This is a genomic window from Promicromonospora sukumoe, assembly GCF_014137995.1.
Lineage (GTDB): Bacteria > Actinomycetota > Actinomycetes > Actinomycetales > Cellulomonadaceae > Promicromonospora > Promicromonospora sukumoe.
Genome location: NZ_JACGWV010000001.1, coordinates 2,199,224 through 2,215,704 on the forward strand (window position 1 = coordinate 2,199,224; position 16,481 = coordinate 2,215,704).

Consider the following 16,481-nt stretch of genomic DNA (forward strand, 5'->3'; position numbering starts at 1 on the left):
CCGGACGACGTGCCGATGGTCCCCGTGGAAATCCTCGGCGTTCGACAGCAGCAACGCGATCAGGAGATCGTCGTGCTGCTGCTCGACAGCGCCGCCGACCTGGCCATCCCGATCGTGATCGGGGCACGCGAGGCCAGTGCCATCGCCATGGCCCAGGCGGGCCTGGCGACACCCCGCCCCATGACCCACGACCTGCTGCGCGACGTCCTGGGCGCCGTCGGCGTCGCCCTCGAACGGGTCGAGATCGTCGCACTGGAGGGCGGCATCTACTTCGCGGAGCTCGTCCTGAGCAACGGCGTGCACCTCGACTCGCGCGCCTCCGACGCGATCGCCCTGGCCGTGCGCACCGGCAGCCCCGTCCTGTGCTCGGCCGAGATCGTCGCCCTGGCCGGCGTCGAGATCGTCGACGTCGACCAGCAGGCCGAGGTCGAACGGTTCCGCGACTTCCTCGACCACGTCACGCCCGAGGACTTCTCCGGCCCGCCCGGCGGCGGCGCCCAAGGAGGTGGGCGGACCGGCTGAAAGGCGCCTGAACCGCGACACGCCGGAACGTATTACGGCGCGCATCTTTGAAATCACCTTCGACGCGCCATAGCGTGGTCACGACACCCCAGGAGGCACAGTGAACACCAGCGGTGAGAGAGCCACACGCGCTACGGTCCCGCACGGCGCGCAGGGTCTCCTCTTCGGTGAGGACCTGACGGAACAGGACGCCACGACCGGCTACCGGGGCACCACGGCGTGCCACATCGCCGGCATCACCTACCGGCAGCTCGACTACTGGGCCCGCACCGGGCTCGTGGAGCCGAGCATCAAGCCCGCCACCGGGTCCGGCACCCACCGGTTGTACAGCTTCCGCGACATCCTCGTGCTCAAGGTCGTCAAGAGACTCCTCGACACCGGCGTCTCCCTCCAGCAGATCCGCACCGCCGTCACCGCACTGCGGGAACGCGGCGTGGAGGACCTGGCCCAGATCACGCTCATGTCCGACGGCGCGAGCGTCTACGAGTGCACGTCACCCGACGAGGTCGTCGACCTGGTGGCCGGCGGACAAGGCGTCTTCGGCATCGCCGTCGGACGCGTCTGGCGCGAGATCGAGGGCACCCTGGCCCAGATGCCGACCGAGACCCTCGAACCGGGCGAGCCCGGCGAGGTCCCGGAGGTCGAGGGCGACGAGCTCGCCCAACGCAGGGCGGCTCGCTCCGCCGTCTGACCCCGCCTTCCGACCCGGCCGTCCGAAGCCCGACCTGCTTGCTCGCTCTGCTTGACCCGGCCGTCTGGCCAGGGGTCGCCACCGCACCCCGACCAGGCGGCTTGCTGTTGCCACGTCTCACCGGGGGCGCCGAGGGCACCTCCTGCTGGTCGCAGGTCACGGGCGTAGCCTGCGAGCATGCAGCTCACCTTCCACGGACACGCGTGCGTCTCCCTCGGCCTGCCCGGCACCTCGCCCGACAGCGCGTCCGGTAGTGATGCCGCGGGGACGCTCGTCATCGACCCCGGCACCTTCAGCGACACCACCACGGCCTTCGCCGGCGCGCGGGCCGTGCTGATCACGCACGACCACCCCGACCACGTCGACGTGCTGGCCCTCGTGGAGCACCTCGCCGCCGCTCCGGACACCCAGGTGTGGGCCACGGGCCCGGCAGCGAGCGCCCTGCGTGAGGCGGGCGCCCCGGCGGACCGTGTGCACGAGGTGACGCCCGGGCAGGTGCTGGACGTCGCTGGCGCGCGAGTGACGGTGGGTGGCGGGGAGCATGCGCTGATCCACCCGGAGGTGCCGCGTGCGGTGAACGTGACGTACCTGGTGGAGCTGCCCGGGGCTGACGGGGTCGGTGGGGTCGGCGGTGGGAGCGTGTTCCACCCGGGTGACTCGTACGACGTGCCGGCCGCGCTGCCCGAGGCCGGTCTGGGCGTGCTGCTGGTGCCGGTGTCGGGGCCGTGGATGCGGCTGTCCGAGGCGATCGACTTCGCGCGGTCGGTCCCCGCCGGCTTCGTGGTGCCGATCCACGACGGGCTGCTGTCGGAGATCGGGCACGCCCTGGTGGGCCGGTGGCTGGACACGGCCCGGCTGGGCGGTGACTACAAGTACGCCCGCTTGACCCCGGGGGAGTCCCTGGCGGTGTGACGCTCGCGGCGCCCCAGGCGGGTCCGGAAATGAGCGCGGGTCTGGTGGCGCCATGCGCGCCGGGAGTGCCACCGGACCCGCGCTCACTACCTTGGCAACGACGCCAGCCCGACTGCTTTGCGTAGTTTGCGATCGGTGGCCGTGCTGCGTGAGGCTGGACGCGTGGCTGACGAAGACATCGAGCAGGCGACCAACCTGGCCGTGACCCTGGGATGGGCGGCTCTGGCCGTGACGGTCGCGTACGTGGCGGTCGCACTGGCCTTGAAGCTGGTGCGGGTCATGGCCCGAAGGAACACGACCGTCCAGGAGGTGGCGCTGCGACTGCGCAAGCCCGCGCACGCGACGTTCATGGTCCTGGCGATGTGGATCGCGGTCTGGTCCACCGCGAACCGTCGTGACCCGTGGTTCCCGGTGCTGGAGCACGTGGTGGTCGTCTCGGTCATCGTGAGCTCGGCGTGGATGATCGGCACCGTCGCGGTGGTGGTGGAGGACCGGGTGCTGCGACGGGTCGGCAACCGTCTGGCGGGCCGGTACGCGCGCCGGGCGCGGACCCAGGTCATGGTGGTTCGTCGGCTGACGATCGGCCTCGTCGCGATCCTTGCCAGTGCGGCGGTGCTGTTCACGTTCCCCGAGGCACGGGCAGCGAGCGCCAGTCTGCTGGCATCGGCGGGTGTGCTGTCCGTGGTCGCCGCGCTGGCGGCGCAGTCCTCGCTCGGGAACGTGTTCGCCGGGCTGCAGATCGCGTTCAGCGACGCCGTGCGGGTCGGCGACGTCGTGGTCGTCGAGGGCGAGTGGGGCACGATCGAGGACATCACGCTGGCGTACGTGGTGGTGGGGATCTGGGACGAGCGCAAGCTGATCCTGCCGTGCACCTATTTCACGACGACGCCGTACGAGAACTGGACGCGACGGTCCTCCGAGGTGATGGGCACGGTGGAGATCGACGTGGACTTCCGTGTGCCGCTGGACGCGATGCGTGCGGAGCTGGAGCGTCTGGTGCGGGAGTCAGGGTTGTGGGACGGGCGTGTGGCGAGGCTGCAGGTGACGGCCGCCGTGTCGGGGACGGTGCGGACGAGGGTGCTGGTCAGTGGTGCGGACAGCTCGGCGCTGTGGGACCTGCGGTGCGCGGTGCGCGAAGGGCTGGTGACGTGGTTGCAGCGGGAGGCGCCGCACGCGTTGCCGCGGACGCGGTGGGAGACCGAGGCCCCGAGTGCGGTCAGAGCAGGGGCCGTGGAGGGAGGAGCACAAGTACGCGCGCCTGGCCCGGGGGAGTCCCTGGCGGTGTGACGCGCGCGGTGCCTCAGTCGGTCCGGGATTGAGCGCGGGTCTGGTAGCACTATCGGCGCGCAGAGTGCTACCAGACCTGCGCCCGCTACCTCGCACCTCAGTCAGAGCAGCAGTTCGCCCACTACGTTCACGTGCTCGTCGAGCAGCGCGGGGACGGGTTCGATCGGTCCTCGTCCACCACCGCGGCCTCTTGCGCCTGCCGGACCAAGGTGGCCGCATCCTCCTGCGGAATGTGTCCCGCGATGGCGCGAATCAGGCTAAAAACAGTTGGTGAGACCGACATGGTGTGAACGCCGTTCCTGGTCACTCCTCCTTGCGGAGATAGACCCATTCCTCACCCGTGGTCAGTTCACGGGGTTGCCCAGCGGGAACGTGGTCCGCTTCGAACGAGACGGTTACCGCGTCCGTGAAGTCGGCGATCGCATAGGTCTCCGCCTCGGACATGTTCTCCAGGTCATCCTCGGTGGGATCGTTCTCGAAGATGAGACGCACGGAGACGTCCTCAGCGAGGATCCGGACGGCGACACCCCGCAGGTTCGGGGTCACAAGGTTCCAGAACGCGCGCTGCAGCGAGAGAAGAACCTGCGTTCGCAAGGTCGTCGACTTCTCCCCGGTCGATGCCGTCCTGAGCCTTACAGCAGCGGGCGGAGCGGGATGAGGAGGTACTCGCCGATCTTGGCCAGGGCGCCGCGTTCCTCCCACTGGGCCAGGGTGAGCTCCTCCGCGTTGGACAGGTCCATCGCGAAGACGTCCTCCATGCGGGCGGCCAGGCCCGGGTCGACGATCTCGAGGTTGACCTCGTAGTTGCCCGTGAGGCTGAGGCGGTCGATGTTCGCCGTGCCGATGGTGGTCCAGCGGGCGTCGATGGTGGCGGTCTTGGCGTGCACCATGGCGCCCTGGTACAGGAAGATCCGCACCCCGCCGCGCAGCAGGGACGCGTACTGACCACGGGCGAGCCAGTCCGCCACGACGTGGTTGGAGCGGTGGGGCACCAGGACGCGGACGTCGACGCCGCGGGCGGCGGCGGCCAGCAGGGCAGCGTGGATGTCGTGGTCCGGGATGAAGTACGCCTGCGTGATGTAGACGTGGTGGGTGGCCCGGTCGATCGCGTCGAGGTAGATGCCGCGGATCGGGAAGACCAGCTCGGACGGCGCGTTGCGGGCCGCCTTGAGGTGCGGCAGCCAGGTCCCGGAGCCGACGTCGGACAGGATGGGGTGGCGCGGCTTGCGGTGCCGGTTCCAGAAGTCGACGAACGCGTTGCGCAGCTCCCACACGGACGGGCCCTCGAGGCGCACGTGGGTGTCGCGCCACTGTGTGGCGTACAGGGAGCCGATGTTGTACCCGCCGACGAACCCGACCTCGTTGTCGACCACGAGGATCTTGCGGTGGTCACGCCCGGACTTGCGGACGTTGAGGTAGGCCATGCCGGGGCGCAGCGCGGGGAAGCGCAGCACGTGCACGCTGGGCGGGAAGCGGAAGAACGAGTAGGGCACCACGAGGTTGGCGAAGCCGTCGACGATGACGTAGACGTCGACGCCGCGCGCGGAGGCCTTGATCAGCTCGTCCTTGAAGAGCTGGCCCACCTCGTCGTTCTTCCAGATGTACGACTCCAGCATGACGCTCTTGCGGGCGCCGCGGATCGCGTCGAGCATCGCCTCGTACAGGTCGGCGCCGTACGTGTAGACCGTGGTGGCGGTCTCGTCGATGTGCTCGGTGAGCGGCTTCTCGGTGGGGAACTTCGCGGTCAGCGGGTGCAGGCGCCGTCGGACCATGTCGGTCGCGGTCAGTGCGACGGCGGCGGCGACGGGCACGGCGGCCGCGACGATCGCCGCGCGGGTCACGACCGAGCGGGCACGCTGCACGAAGTCGGTCGGGACGTCGAGCGTGAGCTTCGGAAAGTTACCGGGGATCTTGCGTTCAGCCACGACCCTCACGGTACCCGGTCTCACGCCGCGGGACCCGGGAAGCACGCCGGGCCGGTAGAACGGCGGTGGAACATCAGGTGGAACGTCAGTGGAACGTCGTCGCGTAGTACGCCTGCCGGTCCACGGTCTCGACGGTGACGTCCTGGGTGCGTTCGAGGTGGCGGCGCAGGTTGTCGGCGAACCGCAGCGAGTCGTCGTTGAACCGGGAGACGTCGTAGGCGCACACGACGCGGTTGCGGGCGAGGTGGCCCACCAGCGCGTCGATCATGTCCATGAAGGTCCGGGTGGAGCGCCGTCCGGGGTGCGCCAGGGTGAAGCCGATGTACCAGAGGGCGCCGCGCGCGGCGTGCTCGGGGTAGCGGGCGGCGAAGAACTCGGGGCTGACCCACGGCACGGCCGCGAGGTCCGTCGCCAGGGTGGTCAGCCCGACCGGTTCGCCCTGCTCGTCGCGGGCCAGGAGCTTGGTCACGCGCGGGTCGGTCATCTCGGCGTCGAACTCCTCGCGGTGCAGCACGTGCCGGGCGGCGGCACGCGTGCGCAGCGGCTCGAACGCCTCGGCGTACAGGGTCCAGAACCCCTCGGCCACGGCGCCGTCCACGACGGTCTCGAAGGCGACGTCAGCGGTCACGGTCGTGCCCCTTCCATGCCGTCCCACCCCGTGCGCCGGTACGTCGCGACGACCACGGCGCACACCGGCAGCGTGACGCAGGTGATGCCCGTGACCTGGCGGCCCTCGGGGTGGTACGTGTTGCCGCGGGTCGCGGACAGGTCCTCCAGGCTGTGGGTCAGGTCCGACGAGACCTGCTCGAGGGACGGCCCCTCGTGCTCGACGAACAGGCCGGCCCCGCTGCCGTCCTCGTGCCGGGACCACGCGATCCCCGCCCAGGCCTCGTGTCCCGGCAGCGAGGTGTGGCCCTGGGCGTACACGCAGAACAGCAGGTCTCCGTGGTCGCCGCGGAGCTGCTCGCTCCCCGGGACCTCCAGCACGTCGCTCCCGGGCGGCACGATGGAGCTGAGCCGCACGAGGTTGAAGTTGCTGACGCCGGCCGCGGCCAGGGCCGCGTCGAAGGCGGCCAGGGGCGTACGCCCCGTGCCACTGCCTGCGCTCACACGGATGGTCAGGGGACCGGTCATCGAGGCCTCGTCGTAGGGTGCGGGCCGGGCTGCCCGGGTTGTTCAGGACGGTCGTGCTGTTCAGTTGTGCCGAGCGGGTCGAGCAGTTCCTGCTGGTCCGGCTGGTCCTCATGGTCGGGCTGGTCCGGCCGGTCCGGCTGGTCGGAGTGCGCGACGTCGCGGCCGGCCGCGACGTCCAGCAGGTCGAGCACGGAGCGCAGCACGGCGTCGGGGGCCGTGCGGCCCTTGGTGAGGAAGACGGTGCTGCCCAGGCGCAGGTCGTCGCGCTCCTTCGAACTGACCTCCGCCCCCGTGTAGACCACCAGCGGCACCCGGCGCAGCCGGCCGTCACGCCGCAGGTCGGCGACGAGCTCCCGGCCGCTGCCGTCGGGCAGGGTCAGGTCGAGCACGACGAGGTCGGGGTCGGCGCCGTGGGCCAGCGCGCCGCGCGCCTCGTCCACCGAGCTGGTCGTCGTCACGACGAGGCCCGCGTTGCGCAGGACGGTCGCCACGACCGTGCGCAGGTCCTCGTGGTCCTCGACCAGCAGCACCCGGCCGTGGTGCGGCTGGCGCCGGATGACGTCGCGCACCGTCTCCACGATCCGGTCGGGGTCCACGGGCTTGACCAGCCAGTCGTCGGCGAGCGCCGCGGTCTCCAGGGCGTCGTGGGGGCGGGTGCCGGACAGGACGACGACGGGGACGTCGGCGGTCGCGGCGGACTGTCGCAGCCTGCTGAGCACCTCGGCGCCGCTGGTGCCGGGCATCGCGAGGTCGAGGACGACGGCTGCGGGGTGCTCGTCCTCGACGACGGCGAGCGCCGCGCGCCCGTCGGTGAGGCCGACGACGTCGTAGCCGCGTTCCTCCAGGACGGTGCGCAGGACGTCGACGACGTACTGGTCGTCGTCGACGACGACGACGCGGGTGGCCTGGGCGGTGCCGTCGGGTCCGTGTCCGGGGGCGGGCGGGTGGGGGGTGGCGCGGCGCAGGGTGAACCGGAAGCTGGAGCCGGTGCCCTCGCCGTCGCTGACGGCCCAGAGGCGGCCGCCGTGGCGTTCGACGATGCTGCGGGCGATGGTCAGGCCGAGCCCGGAGCCGCCGCGTTCGCGGGTGTCGGAGGCGTCGACCTGTTCGAAGCGGCGGAAGATGGCTTCGAGCTTGTCGGGCGGGATGCCGCGGCCCTGGTCGTCGACGCGCACCTCGACGAGGTCGCCGACGGGTGCGGCGGTCACGCGGACGGTCCCGCCGGCGGGGGAGAACCGTACGGCGTTGCCCAGGAGGTTGGTCAGTGTCTGTACGACGCGTTCGGCGTCGGCGCGGACGATCTCGGGCGACCCGGCTGCTTCGAGGGTGACGCCTGCCTCGTCGGCGAGGACGAAGACCTGGTCGACGGCGGCGGCGACGAGGGCGTCGACGGGCTGGTCGGCGAGGTGGAGCTGGGTGGTGCCCGCTTCGAGGCGTTCGGTGTCGAGGATGTCGTCGACGAGGCGGCCGAGGCGTTCGCTGCTGGTCAGGGCGATGCGGACCATGCGTGCGGCCTGTTCGGGGGAGTCCTGCAGGGCGTTGGAGTCCAGGAGGGCGAGGGCGCCGCGGATGGCGGTGAGCGGGGTGCGCAGCTCGTGGCTGACGACGGACACGAACTCGTCCTTGATCCGTTCGACCTCGCGGCGTTCGGTGACGTCGCGGAAGACGACGACGGCGCCGCGGATGACGCCGTCGTCGCGCAGGGGGCTGGCGGTGACCTCGACGGGGACCTCCTTGCCGTCGGGGCGCAGGTAGAGGTCCTGCTCGGCGGTGACGGTCAGGCCGTCGCGCAGGGCCTCGGCGATGTAGCACCCGTCGGCGGGCAGGGGGGTGCCGTCGTGGGCGGGTGCGTGGAACGTGGCGTGCGCGTCGCGTCCGACGAGGTCGGACGCGGAGGCGCCGAGGGTGTAGGCGCCGGCGGTGTTGACGAAGGTGACGTGGCCCTCGGTGTCGACGCCGTAGATGCCGTCGGCCACGGACTCCAGGGTGCGGGCGCGTTCGCTGGCCAGGGAGCGGAGCTGGGCGGTGCGTTCCTGGACGCGGCGCTCGAGGCCGTGGCGCAGGGACTCGTTGTCGACGACGACGAGGATCTGGCGGGTGACGACGGCGACGAGCACCGCGACCCACAGCGCGTTGGCGACCCAGGGCAGGGACTGGTGGCTGGACTGGGTCTGTCCGACGCGGACCAGTGCGGCGGCGAGGAACAGGCAGAACGTGACGACGGTGCCGAGCACGGGGGTGCCGGCCTCGCGCCGGCCGACGACGGGGCTGCCGGACGCCGCGGGGTGCCGGGCGGCGAGCGCGATGGCCAGGTAGCCGCCGGCCCACGCCGCGTCGACGGGGCTGCCGAACGTGAAGCTGCCCTGCGCGGACAGGAGTGCGAAGGCGACGTCGGCGACGGCGTAGAGCACGAACCCGCCGCCGACGAGCACGAGCGGGATGCGTTCCGCCGCGTTCGTGCGGGTCATGACCTGGACGGCGAGGGTGGCGAGCAACGCATCCACCACGGGCAATGCATAGGCGGTCAGCGCGGGCTCACCCTGGGGGCCGTCGGCCTGCAGCGCGACGGCGAACAGGGCGATGTACAGCACGGAGCCGCCGACGACGACGCTGTCCAGCAGCATCCGCAGCAGCTCGCGGCCACGCGGGCGGACGGCGGGGAAGAGGGAGAGGCCGAGCACGCCGAGCAGGAGGGCGGCGATGTAGGCGACGTCTCCCGTCTCGGGGTCGCCGACGAGGCCCGCGTAGACGTTGCCGGCCAGCCCGACGACACCGCCGAGGGAGAGGGTGGCCCAGGCGCGCCGCCGTCGGCCGATGGACAGCAGGGCGCGGTGCCCGCAGCTGATCGCGGCGACGACGCCCGCGCCGGCGATCGCGGCCATGGAGACCTGCTCGCGGGTGGACTGGTCCAGGGGGCTCGCGAGAATCACCACGAGCAGCGCGACGACGGCGCCGGAGACCCAGCACCAGCGCAGAAAGACGTCACGTGACTGCGCCCCCATGTGCCCGAGCGTAGGTCACGCCCGGCGAACCCGCAGATCACGGTGGCTCAGTCGCGCCGGCCCGTCAGTCGCGCCAGCCGAGGAGGTCCGAGATCTGGCCGGGCAGCGCGAGGGGGTCGAACGGCTTGGCGAGCACGCCCGCGACACCGAGGCCCTCGTAGTGGCGCCGTTCGGCGGGCTGCACCTTCGCGGTCAGGAAGATCACGGGGACGCTGCGTGTGCGCGGGTCGTCCTGGAGCCGGGAGAACGTGGTGGGCCCGTCCATCGTGGGCATCATGACGTCCAGCAGGACGGCGTCCGGCGGGTCGGCGCTGCACAGGGTCAGGGCCTGCGCCCCGTTCCCGGCGACCGCCACCGTCCAGCGGGCAACCACCTCCAGGCCCGTGCGCACGACGTCCCGGATCGCCTCGTCGTCGTCCACCACCAGGATGCGCCGGTTCATCGTGTCCTCCTCCGGAACTCTTATCGTGCCACGGCACACCTGTCCTGGGCGGGGCCAGGTGCGGGGACGACAGGCGCCCGGACGTTTTCCTGCATACCGTCGTACGAGGTAGGGCGACCAAGGGGCGGGGTGGCTCCCTGTGTGGAGGAGGACGCATGACCGACGAGCTGTCCGGTGCACCGTCCCCCGCATGGTCCGCGCTGGTCGTCGAGGACGATCCTGACGCGGGGGACTTCACACGCACCGTGCTGGCCCAGCACGCGGGCGTCGACGTGGTCCTGGCCGCTGACGCGGACAGCGCGCTGGCGGCGCTGCAGGGCGCGAAGTTCGACCTCGTGGTGATCGACGTCGAGCTGCCCGGGCGCTCCGGCCTGCAGATCCTGCCCGAGGTGCATCGGCTCGCCGTCGGCGTCCCGATCATCGTCCTGACGGCCCACAACCGGGTCGACTACGCGGTGGGCGCCCTGCGCGGCGACGTGGACGAGTTCCTGGTCAAGCCCGTCGACGTCGCCCTGCTCGTCGAGCGGGCCAGCATGCTCGTGCGCCGCGGCCGCGACCGGCGCGCGGCCACCCGCACGAAGACGGTGCTGGCCGTCGGCGCCCACCCGGACGACGTCGAGATCGGGGTGGGCGGCTCCCTGGCCGCGCACGCCGGCACCGGGGACCGGCTGGTGATCCTGACGATGTCGGGCGGCGCCGTCGGCGGGGACGCCGGGACACGGCACCGCGAGTCGCAGGAGGCCGCGGAGCTCGTGGGCGCGCAGCTGATCCACCTCGGCTTCCAGGACACGCACCTGGACCCGGCATCCGGCCCGATCACCGCCGTCGAGGAGGTCGTCCGGGAGTTCCGCCCCGACCAGGTCTACACGCACAGCAACCACGACCGGCACCAGGACCACCGGGCCGTGCACCAGGCCGTCCAGGTCGCGTGCCGCGGCGTGGCCGACCTCGCGTGCTTCCAGAGCCCCTCGTCCACGATCGACTACCAGCCCAACCGGTTCATCGACATCGACGAGTACCTGGAGACCAAGCTGCGGATGCTGCGCGCCTTCAGCTCCCAGGCGCACCGCGACTACATGGACGAGGACATCGTGCGGGCCACCGCCCGGTACTGGTCGCGGTTCACCCAGGGCCGGTACGCCGAGCCGCTGGAGACGGTGCGGTCCACGATGCGGCTGGCCCCGGCGTCGCCGACGGTGCTCGGGTGAGCACGCCCGAGCCCGGGCCGTCCGAGCCGGCAGAGCAACCTGGGCCGGACGCCGACCTCGGCCTGGTCGGGCACGAGCTGCGCTCCCCGCTGACCGCCGTGATCGGGTACGCGCAGCTCCTGGGCGTGGGCTCCCTGACTGACGAGCAGCACCGGTACGCGGAGGTCATCGAGCGCAACGGGCGGCGCATGCTGCGCCTGGTCGACGAGCTCCTGGTCGCCGCGCACCTCGCGGCCGGGACGTTCGGCCTGCGCCGCGAGGACCTGGACCTGGCCGACGTGGCGGGCGCTTGCGTCGCCGAGCTGGGGCCGATGGCGCGGGTCGCCGGGGTGTCCCTGACGGCCGAGCTGCCCGGGCCGGTCCTGGTGCCGGGCGACCCCGACGCCCTCGTGGTCGCGATCGACAGCCTGCTGGACGGCGCGGTCCGGCGCACGCCGCGCGGCGGGTCCGTGACGGTGCGGGTGGGCGTCACGACGCCGGGCGCCGTCGTCGAGGTCGCCGACACCGGGCCGGCGGACGGTCAGGAGCTGCTGGGGCGGGCCGGGCAGGAGGTGCGGGGGCTCACGCTCGGGCTGCCCGTCGTGGCGGCGGTCGTGCGCGCGCACGGGGGCGACGTCGTCGTCGAGAGCACGGCTTCAGAGAACGCGGCCGGCGGTACCCGGGTCACGGTGACCCTTCCGACGGGCTCGGCGCCGGGAGGGTCGCGGGAAGCGTCGTCCACACCTCGCTGAGTGCGCTCCAGTGCTCCGGCGTCATCAGGGTGTACGGCGTGACGTTGACCGACGTGATGCCGTGGGTGTCGGCGGCGCGCACCCCGGCGGCCATCAGCTTCGGCGAGATCGTGCCGTCGGCCTCCCCGTGGTCCCAGATCCCCACGGACACGATGAACTTCTCCATGGGCATCCCGGACCGCTCCAGCGCCGCGAGCACATCCTCGAGCTCCCGCGGCGTGTGGTTCCCGATGCCGAGGTACCCCCACAGCACCAGCCGGTCGGCGTGCTCGACCAGCACCGGGTAGCTCAGGCCCGAGTCCGGCACCCCGGCGGTGGGGTCGTCCCAGTTGATCAGCGTGTCCATCCCGAGCTTGGTCCGCTTGCCCGTGTCCGCGGCGACGTCGTCCAGCACCGCGGACGCACGGTCCAGGAGGTCGGCCAGCACCTGCGAGCGCCACTCGCCGATCTCCGGCGCGGACTGGTCGATGCTCCCGTCGTCCCGGCGGGGCCAGTCCGCCTCGCCGGTCATCTGCCGGTACAGGGCCGAGTCGTCCTTGCCGAACGTCTCGTCGTCGAACTTCAGCTCGGTGAACGTGATCTGGTCGGGCTGGTAGCGGCGGGCGAGCTCCTCGACGAGCTCGAGGTACCGGTCGCCGACGGGCCCGTCGTGGATCGCGGTGGCCGACGGCGTGTACTTCGAGACGGAGCCGTCCTCGGCGACGCCGCCCACCGAGGGGTCCTCACTGATCCACTTGGGGATCAGGGCGTCGATCAGGATGTCGACCAGACGCGGCTCGTCGCCCGGTCCCGCGGCGAGCTCGTCGATGGCCACGGCGAGGTGGTCGGTGCCCTCGTCGGCGACGGCCTCGGGGTGGGCCTCCCAGTCGAACGCGACGAACTCGACGCGGCCCGAGGCGAGCGTGACCATGTTGGCGTGGGCGGCGTCCAGGCGCTCGCGGACGGCGTCCCAGTCCTGCTCGTTGTCGGTGACGTCCTCGATGCCGAGGCTGATCGACTGGACGTCGTCGGCCCGCACGAGCGGGCGGTCCACGGTGGGCGGGATCGGGTCTGCGGTGCAGCCGCCGAGGGCGAGCGTGGCGGCGACGGCGACTGTCGCGGCGCTCGCGGTGGTACGGGCGGCGGCGCGGACGGCGCTGCGGTTCGCGGTGTGGGCGGTGTGCTTGTTCATGGTTCCCGTCCGGTGTCGACGGAGATGGTGCCGGTGCGTTCGAGCTTGTTCCAGCGGTTGTCGGCGCGGCTCAGCTCGAGCCAGATCGCGCGGATCATGACCAGGCTCATCACCGCGGAGTAGAACGGCCACAGGGGCAGGGTCCAGGCGTGCCGCAGGTCGCCGGGTGAGCGGTCCAGCAGGACGGCGACCAGGAGCAGGCCGACGGAGAGCGCCAGGCCGGTGAACAGGACGACCTCCCAGACGGTGTCGGGGACGGAGCCGGTGTCGCCCAGGGACGCGAGGGTGACCAGGAGGGCGAACGCGGCGACCTGGATCACGGGCAGCAGCACCTGGGTGGCGACGGTCAGGGCCAGGTAGGGGCCGAAGACGCCGTAGCGGGGGTTGCCGATCATGTCGCGGTGCCACCGGACGGACTGGAGCAGGCCCCGGGCCCAGCGCACGCGCTGCTTCCACAGGCCGCGCAGCGTGGAGGGCGACTCGGCGTGGACCAGGGCGCGGGGTGCGAACGCGACGCGGTACCCGGCGCGGTAGACGCGCCAGGTGAGCTCGAGGTCCTCGCCGACGGTGTCCTCGCGCAGGAGTCCGGTGCGGTCCAGGACGTCGCGCCGGAACGCGCCGGTGTTGCCGGAGACGATGGGCAGGCAGCGCAGCACGTCCAGGGCGCGGCGCACGAGCCCGGTCCCGACGTGGCTGACGAGGGCGAGGTAGCGCGTCTGGACCCGGTCGAGGTTCACGGTCCGGTCGTCGCCGCACACGGCGCCGATGCGCGGGTCGCTGAAGGCGCGGACCATCTCGCCGAGCGTGTCGGGGCGGAACACGCCGTCGGCGTCGACCAGCACGAGCAGCTCGCCGCGGGCCTCGCGGATGCCGTGGTTCAGGGCCGCGCCCTTGCCGCCGTTGGGCTGGGTCAGGGCGCGCACGCGGGGCAGCTCGGCCGCGAGCGCCTGGAGCTGTGCCCAGGTGTCGTCGGTGGAGCCGTCGTCGACGCAGACGACCTCGAAGTCGGGGTAGTCGCTGCGGGCGATGGAGCGGACGCAGGCGTCGAGCACGACGCCCTCGTTGTAGGCGGGGACGACGACCGTGATGGAGGGCGGCGCGGCCGGTGGTGGGTCGAAGATCGTCGCGGCGTGGGGTGGGGTGCCCGCGGGCGGGCGCCGGTGGCGGACCTCGAACCAGAGGGCGCAGGGCACGATGAGCAGGCGGGCCAGGCCGATGACGAGGATCGTGGCGCCGAAGACGAGGACGGCCGCGGCCAGGGCGTCGGTCATCGGGGTGCCTGCGCTGGTCGGCTTGTTCCGTCCGGGTAGGTGCCGTGCTGGTAGGTGCCCAGGACGGCGTCGAGCAGCTCCGGGGTGTGCTCGCTGTTGGCGCCGAAGCGTCCGTTGACCTCCAGGACCAGGGGCGCGCCCGTGGCGTCGCGGCGGATGTCGAGGTCGGCGGGTCCGGTCAGCCCGAGTGCGGCGACGGCGCGGCGGGCGACGTCCTCGACGTCGGGCAGGGTGCCGGCGGCGGGGCGGACGACGGCGGCGGCGTTGCCCACGCGGCCCTGCTTGAGCACCGTCTTCTCCAGGACGACGGCCGTGGTGCCTGTGCCGTCGATGCCGGGGGTGCCGGCGCTCGCGGTGGGGCGGAAGAGCTGCGGGCAGTACTCGGTGCCCTCGGCGAAGGTCTGCACGATCCAGGAGGCGTCCAGGGCGGTCCAGACCGTCGGTCCGGCGGGCCCGGTCAGGTCTCCTGGGTCGCCGGGCGCGGAGAGGTCCGCGGCGGACTCGACGAGCCGGACGCCGCGTCCGCCGCGCGAGACGCGTGGCTTGATGACGACGGGGCCGTGCGCCCAGGCGAGTGCCTCGTCCACGCTCTCGAAGTCCGTCGGCAGCGCGTACCGGGGGACGGGCACGCCGGCGCGGTCGAGCGCGAGCATGGTGAGCAGCTTGTCGGCCGCGAGCGCCGCAGGCCCCGGGGCAGCGGTCAGCACCGTGGTGGCGTGGTCGAGCGTCTGGGCGAGGACGGCGACCTGGGGCAGCTCGTCCTGGACGGTGGGGATCACCAGGTCGGGGGCGTGCTTGACGACCAGGTCCCGCATGCCGGTGACGTAGTCCCAGGCGTCGGCGCGGGGTGCGTGGTCGGTGGCGGGGTAGTTCGGGTCGTCGACGGGCACGATGTCGACCCCCACCCAGGTGAGGTCGGCGCCCGCGGCGGCCCGGGCGGCGAGCTGGGCCCCGAGCGCACGGCCCGCGGGACCGCCCGCACCCGTCACCAGCAGCGTGGTCATCGGTCGGTCCGCATCGGCGCGCTCCTCGGTCGGGTCTGTTACCGAGTCTCGCCCGCAGGGGGTGGGGGCGCACTCGGAACCACGGGCCCGCCGGGCCGATCCGGTGGCGCTCAGTCGAAGGCGGCCGCCAGCGGGTGGGACCGGATGGCGGCGGCCAGCTCGCCCTCGATGCGGTCGAGGTAGACGCCGGTGGTGGCGATGGACGCGTGCCCGAGGAGCTCGGCGACCACCTTGACGTCCCAGCCGTCGGCGACCAGCAGGGTCGCGGTGGTGTGCCGCAGGGCGTGCGGGGTGGCCTCACGCTGGTAAGGAGCGGGCATGCGGCGCACGGCACGGGCCAGCAGGGCGCGGATCGCCTGGGTGTCGATGCGCCGGCCCCGCCAGGACAGCAGCAGGGCGCGCTGCGCGTCGTCGTCCCGGGGGCGCTTGGCGGCCAGGGTGGGCCGCAGGTGCGTGAGGTAGTCGTCCAGGGCGCGGGCCAGCGGCGGGGACAGGGTCACCGTGCGGGTGCTGCCGCCCTTGCCGCGGATGCGCCACGTGGTGCGCTCCGGCTCACGGGCGACGTCGTCCACGTCCGTGCGGGCCAGCTCCGAGACCCGCGGGCCCAGGACCAGCAGCAGGGCGACCACCAGCCGGTCCCGTAGCGCGAGGTCCTGGTCCGTGCGCGCGGGGGTGTCCGACGCCGGGGAGGTCAGCAGACTGCGCGCCGCACCCGCCGACAGCGCCGTCCGGGCCGTACGCAGGGTGCCGCGCACCTTCGCGGGCGGCGCGGCCCACTGCATCGGGTCGGCCTGCACCCAGCACTCCCGCGCCGCGTACGCGAAGAACCGCGTCACCGACTGTCGGAACCGGTTGACCGTCGCCGTGCTGCGCCCGGGGCCGGGCTTGCGGTCCGGGTCCGTGTAGCGGGCGTCGGGCGCGGACTGGTACCGCACCAGCACGGTGTCGACGTCCCCGCCCGTCACGTCGTCCAGGATGCGCTCGCGGCCCGTCAGCCGCCCGAACTCCGTCACGTCACGCGTGTAGCTGCGCGCGGTGGCGGGGGACAGGACCCCACGGATCGTCTCGACCTCGACCGCGGCCAGGTAACGGCGGGCGGCTTCGTCGACGGTGATGCGCTCGAGGCGCGGAGGAGCGACCATGACCGTCACCCTAGACGGGGCCACTGACACTCCCGATAT

At 72.6% G+C, this 16,481-nt stretch carries 16 protein-coding genes; 6 read left to right on the forward strand and 10 right to left on the reverse strand.

The window, feature by feature from the left end; translation table 11 throughout:
• The first annotated feature begins 15 nt into the window (after window positions 1-15).
• The 4 genes from FHX71_RS09705 (at window position 16) to FHX71_RS09720 (ending at window position 3,412) form a co-directional block, all read left to right on the forward strand.
• The gene (locus FHX71_RS09705; RefSeq protein WP_182618592.1) at window positions 16-522 is read left to right on the forward strand and encodes a bifunctional nuclease family protein; all 507 of its coding nucleotides are present in this window, start codon (window positions 16-18) and stop codon (window positions 520-522) included.
• 100 nt (window positions 523-622) lie between these two features.
• Entirely contained in the window at window positions 623-1,213 is a 591-nt protein-coding gene (locus FHX71_RS09710) for a MerR family transcriptional regulator (protein ID WP_182615746.1), read from the forward strand.
• A gap of 177 nt (window positions 1,214-1,390) precedes the next feature.
• Entirely contained in the window at window positions 1,391-2,125 is a 735-nt protein-coding gene (locus FHX71_RS09715) for an MBL fold metallo-hydrolase (RefSeq protein ID WP_182615748.1), read from the forward strand.
• A gap of 162 nt (window positions 2,126-2,287) precedes the next feature.
• Complete coding sequence (locus FHX71_RS09720) at window positions 2,288-3,412, forward strand: mechanosensitive ion channel family protein (protein WP_312876986.1); 1,125 nt, start codon at window positions 2,288-2,290, stop codon at window positions 3,410-3,412.
• Between the two features lie 303 nt (window positions 3,413-3,715).
• On the opposite strand, the gene FHX71_RS09725 is transcribed toward FHX71_RS09720, so the two are convergent.
• From FHX71_RS09725 to FHX71_RS09750, 6 genes are all read right to left on the reverse strand, one after another.
• The gene (locus tag FHX71_RS09725; RefSeq protein ID WP_182615750.1) at window positions 3,716-4,006 is read right to left on the reverse strand and encodes a MafI2 family immunity protein; all 291 of its coding nucleotides are present in this window, start codon (window positions 4,004-4,006) and stop codon (window positions 3,716-3,718) included.
• Window positions 4,007-4,044: 38 nt separating this feature from the next.
• Entirely contained in the window at window positions 4,045-5,337 is a 1,293-nt protein-coding gene (locus FHX71_RS09730) for a phospholipase D-like domain-containing protein (RefSeq protein ID WP_312876987.1), read from the reverse strand.
• An 85-nt stretch (window positions 5,338-5,422) separates the two neighbouring features.
• Entirely contained in the window at window positions 5,423-5,965 is a 543-nt protein-coding gene (locus FHX71_RS09735) for a hypothetical protein (RefSeq protein ID WP_182615752.1), read from the reverse strand.
• Window positions 5,962-6,471 carry a pyruvoyl-dependent arginine decarboxylase gene (locus tag FHX71_RS09740; protein WP_182615754.1) on the reverse strand — a complete coding sequence of 170 codons (510 nt, stop codon included), beginning with the start codon at window positions 6,469-6,471 and terminating at the stop codon, window positions 5,962-5,964. The genes FHX71_RS09735 and FHX71_RS09740 overlap by 4 nt, the downstream gene beginning before the upstream one ends.
• A complete protein-coding gene (locus FHX71_RS09745) occupies window positions 6,468-9,473 on the reverse strand; it encodes a response regulator (protein WP_182615756.1) in 3,006 nt (1,001 codons plus the stop codon). Before FHX71_RS09745 ends, FHX71_RS09740 begins: the two co-directional genes overlap by 4 nt.
• Before the next feature lie 64 nt (window positions 9,474-9,537).
• Window positions 9,538-9,915: a response regulator gene (locus FHX71_RS09750; protein ID WP_182615758.1), complete on the reverse strand. Its 378-nt coding sequence runs from the start codon at window positions 9,913-9,915 to the stop codon at window positions 9,538-9,540.
• Between the two features lie 155 nt (window positions 9,916-10,070).
• Here FHX71_RS09750 and FHX71_RS09755 point away from each other — a divergent pair, with 155 nt between their 5' ends.
• A complete protein-coding gene (locus FHX71_RS09755; RefSeq protein ID WP_182615761.1) occupies window positions 10,071-11,123 on the forward strand; it encodes a PIG-L family deacetylase in 1,053 nt (350 codons plus the stop codon).
• Window positions 11,120-11,854 carry a sensor histidine kinase gene (locus FHX71_RS09760; protein ID WP_182615763.1) on the forward strand — a complete coding sequence of 245 codons (735 nt, stop codon included), beginning with the start codon at window positions 11,120-11,122 and terminating at the stop codon, window positions 11,852-11,854. Before FHX71_RS09755 ends, FHX71_RS09760 begins: the two co-directional genes overlap by 4 nt.
• Here FHX71_RS09760 and FHX71_RS09765 read toward each other — a convergent pair.
• From FHX71_RS09765 to FHX71_RS09780, 4 genes are all read right to left on the reverse strand, one after another.
• Window positions 11,787-13,025, reverse strand: a complete 1,239-nt coding sequence (locus tag FHX71_RS09765; RefSeq protein WP_182615765.1) for a hypothetical protein — start codon at window positions 13,023-13,025, stop codon at window positions 11,787-11,789. The two genes, FHX71_RS09760 and FHX71_RS09765, sit on opposite strands and share 68 nt — an antisense overlap.
• Complete coding sequence (locus tag FHX71_RS09770) at window positions 13,022-14,296, reverse strand: glycosyltransferase family 2 protein (protein WP_182615767.1); 1,275 nt, start codon at window positions 14,294-14,296, stop codon at window positions 13,022-13,024. The genes FHX71_RS09765 and FHX71_RS09770 overlap by 4 nt, the downstream gene beginning before the upstream one ends.
• Window positions 14,293-15,300 carry an ATP-grasp domain-containing protein gene (locus FHX71_RS09775; RefSeq protein ID WP_182615769.1) on the reverse strand — a complete coding sequence of 336 codons (1,008 nt, stop codon included), beginning with the start codon at window positions 15,298-15,300 and terminating at the stop codon, window positions 14,293-14,295. Before FHX71_RS09775 ends, FHX71_RS09770 begins: the two co-directional genes overlap by 4 nt.
• Before the next feature lie 110 nt (window positions 15,301-15,410).
• Complete coding sequence (locus FHX71_RS09780) at window positions 15,411-16,442, reverse strand: tyrosine-type recombinase/integrase (protein ID WP_182615771.1); 1,032 nt, start codon at window positions 16,440-16,442, stop codon at window positions 15,411-15,413.
• Window positions 16,443-16,481: the final 39 nt, after the last annotated feature.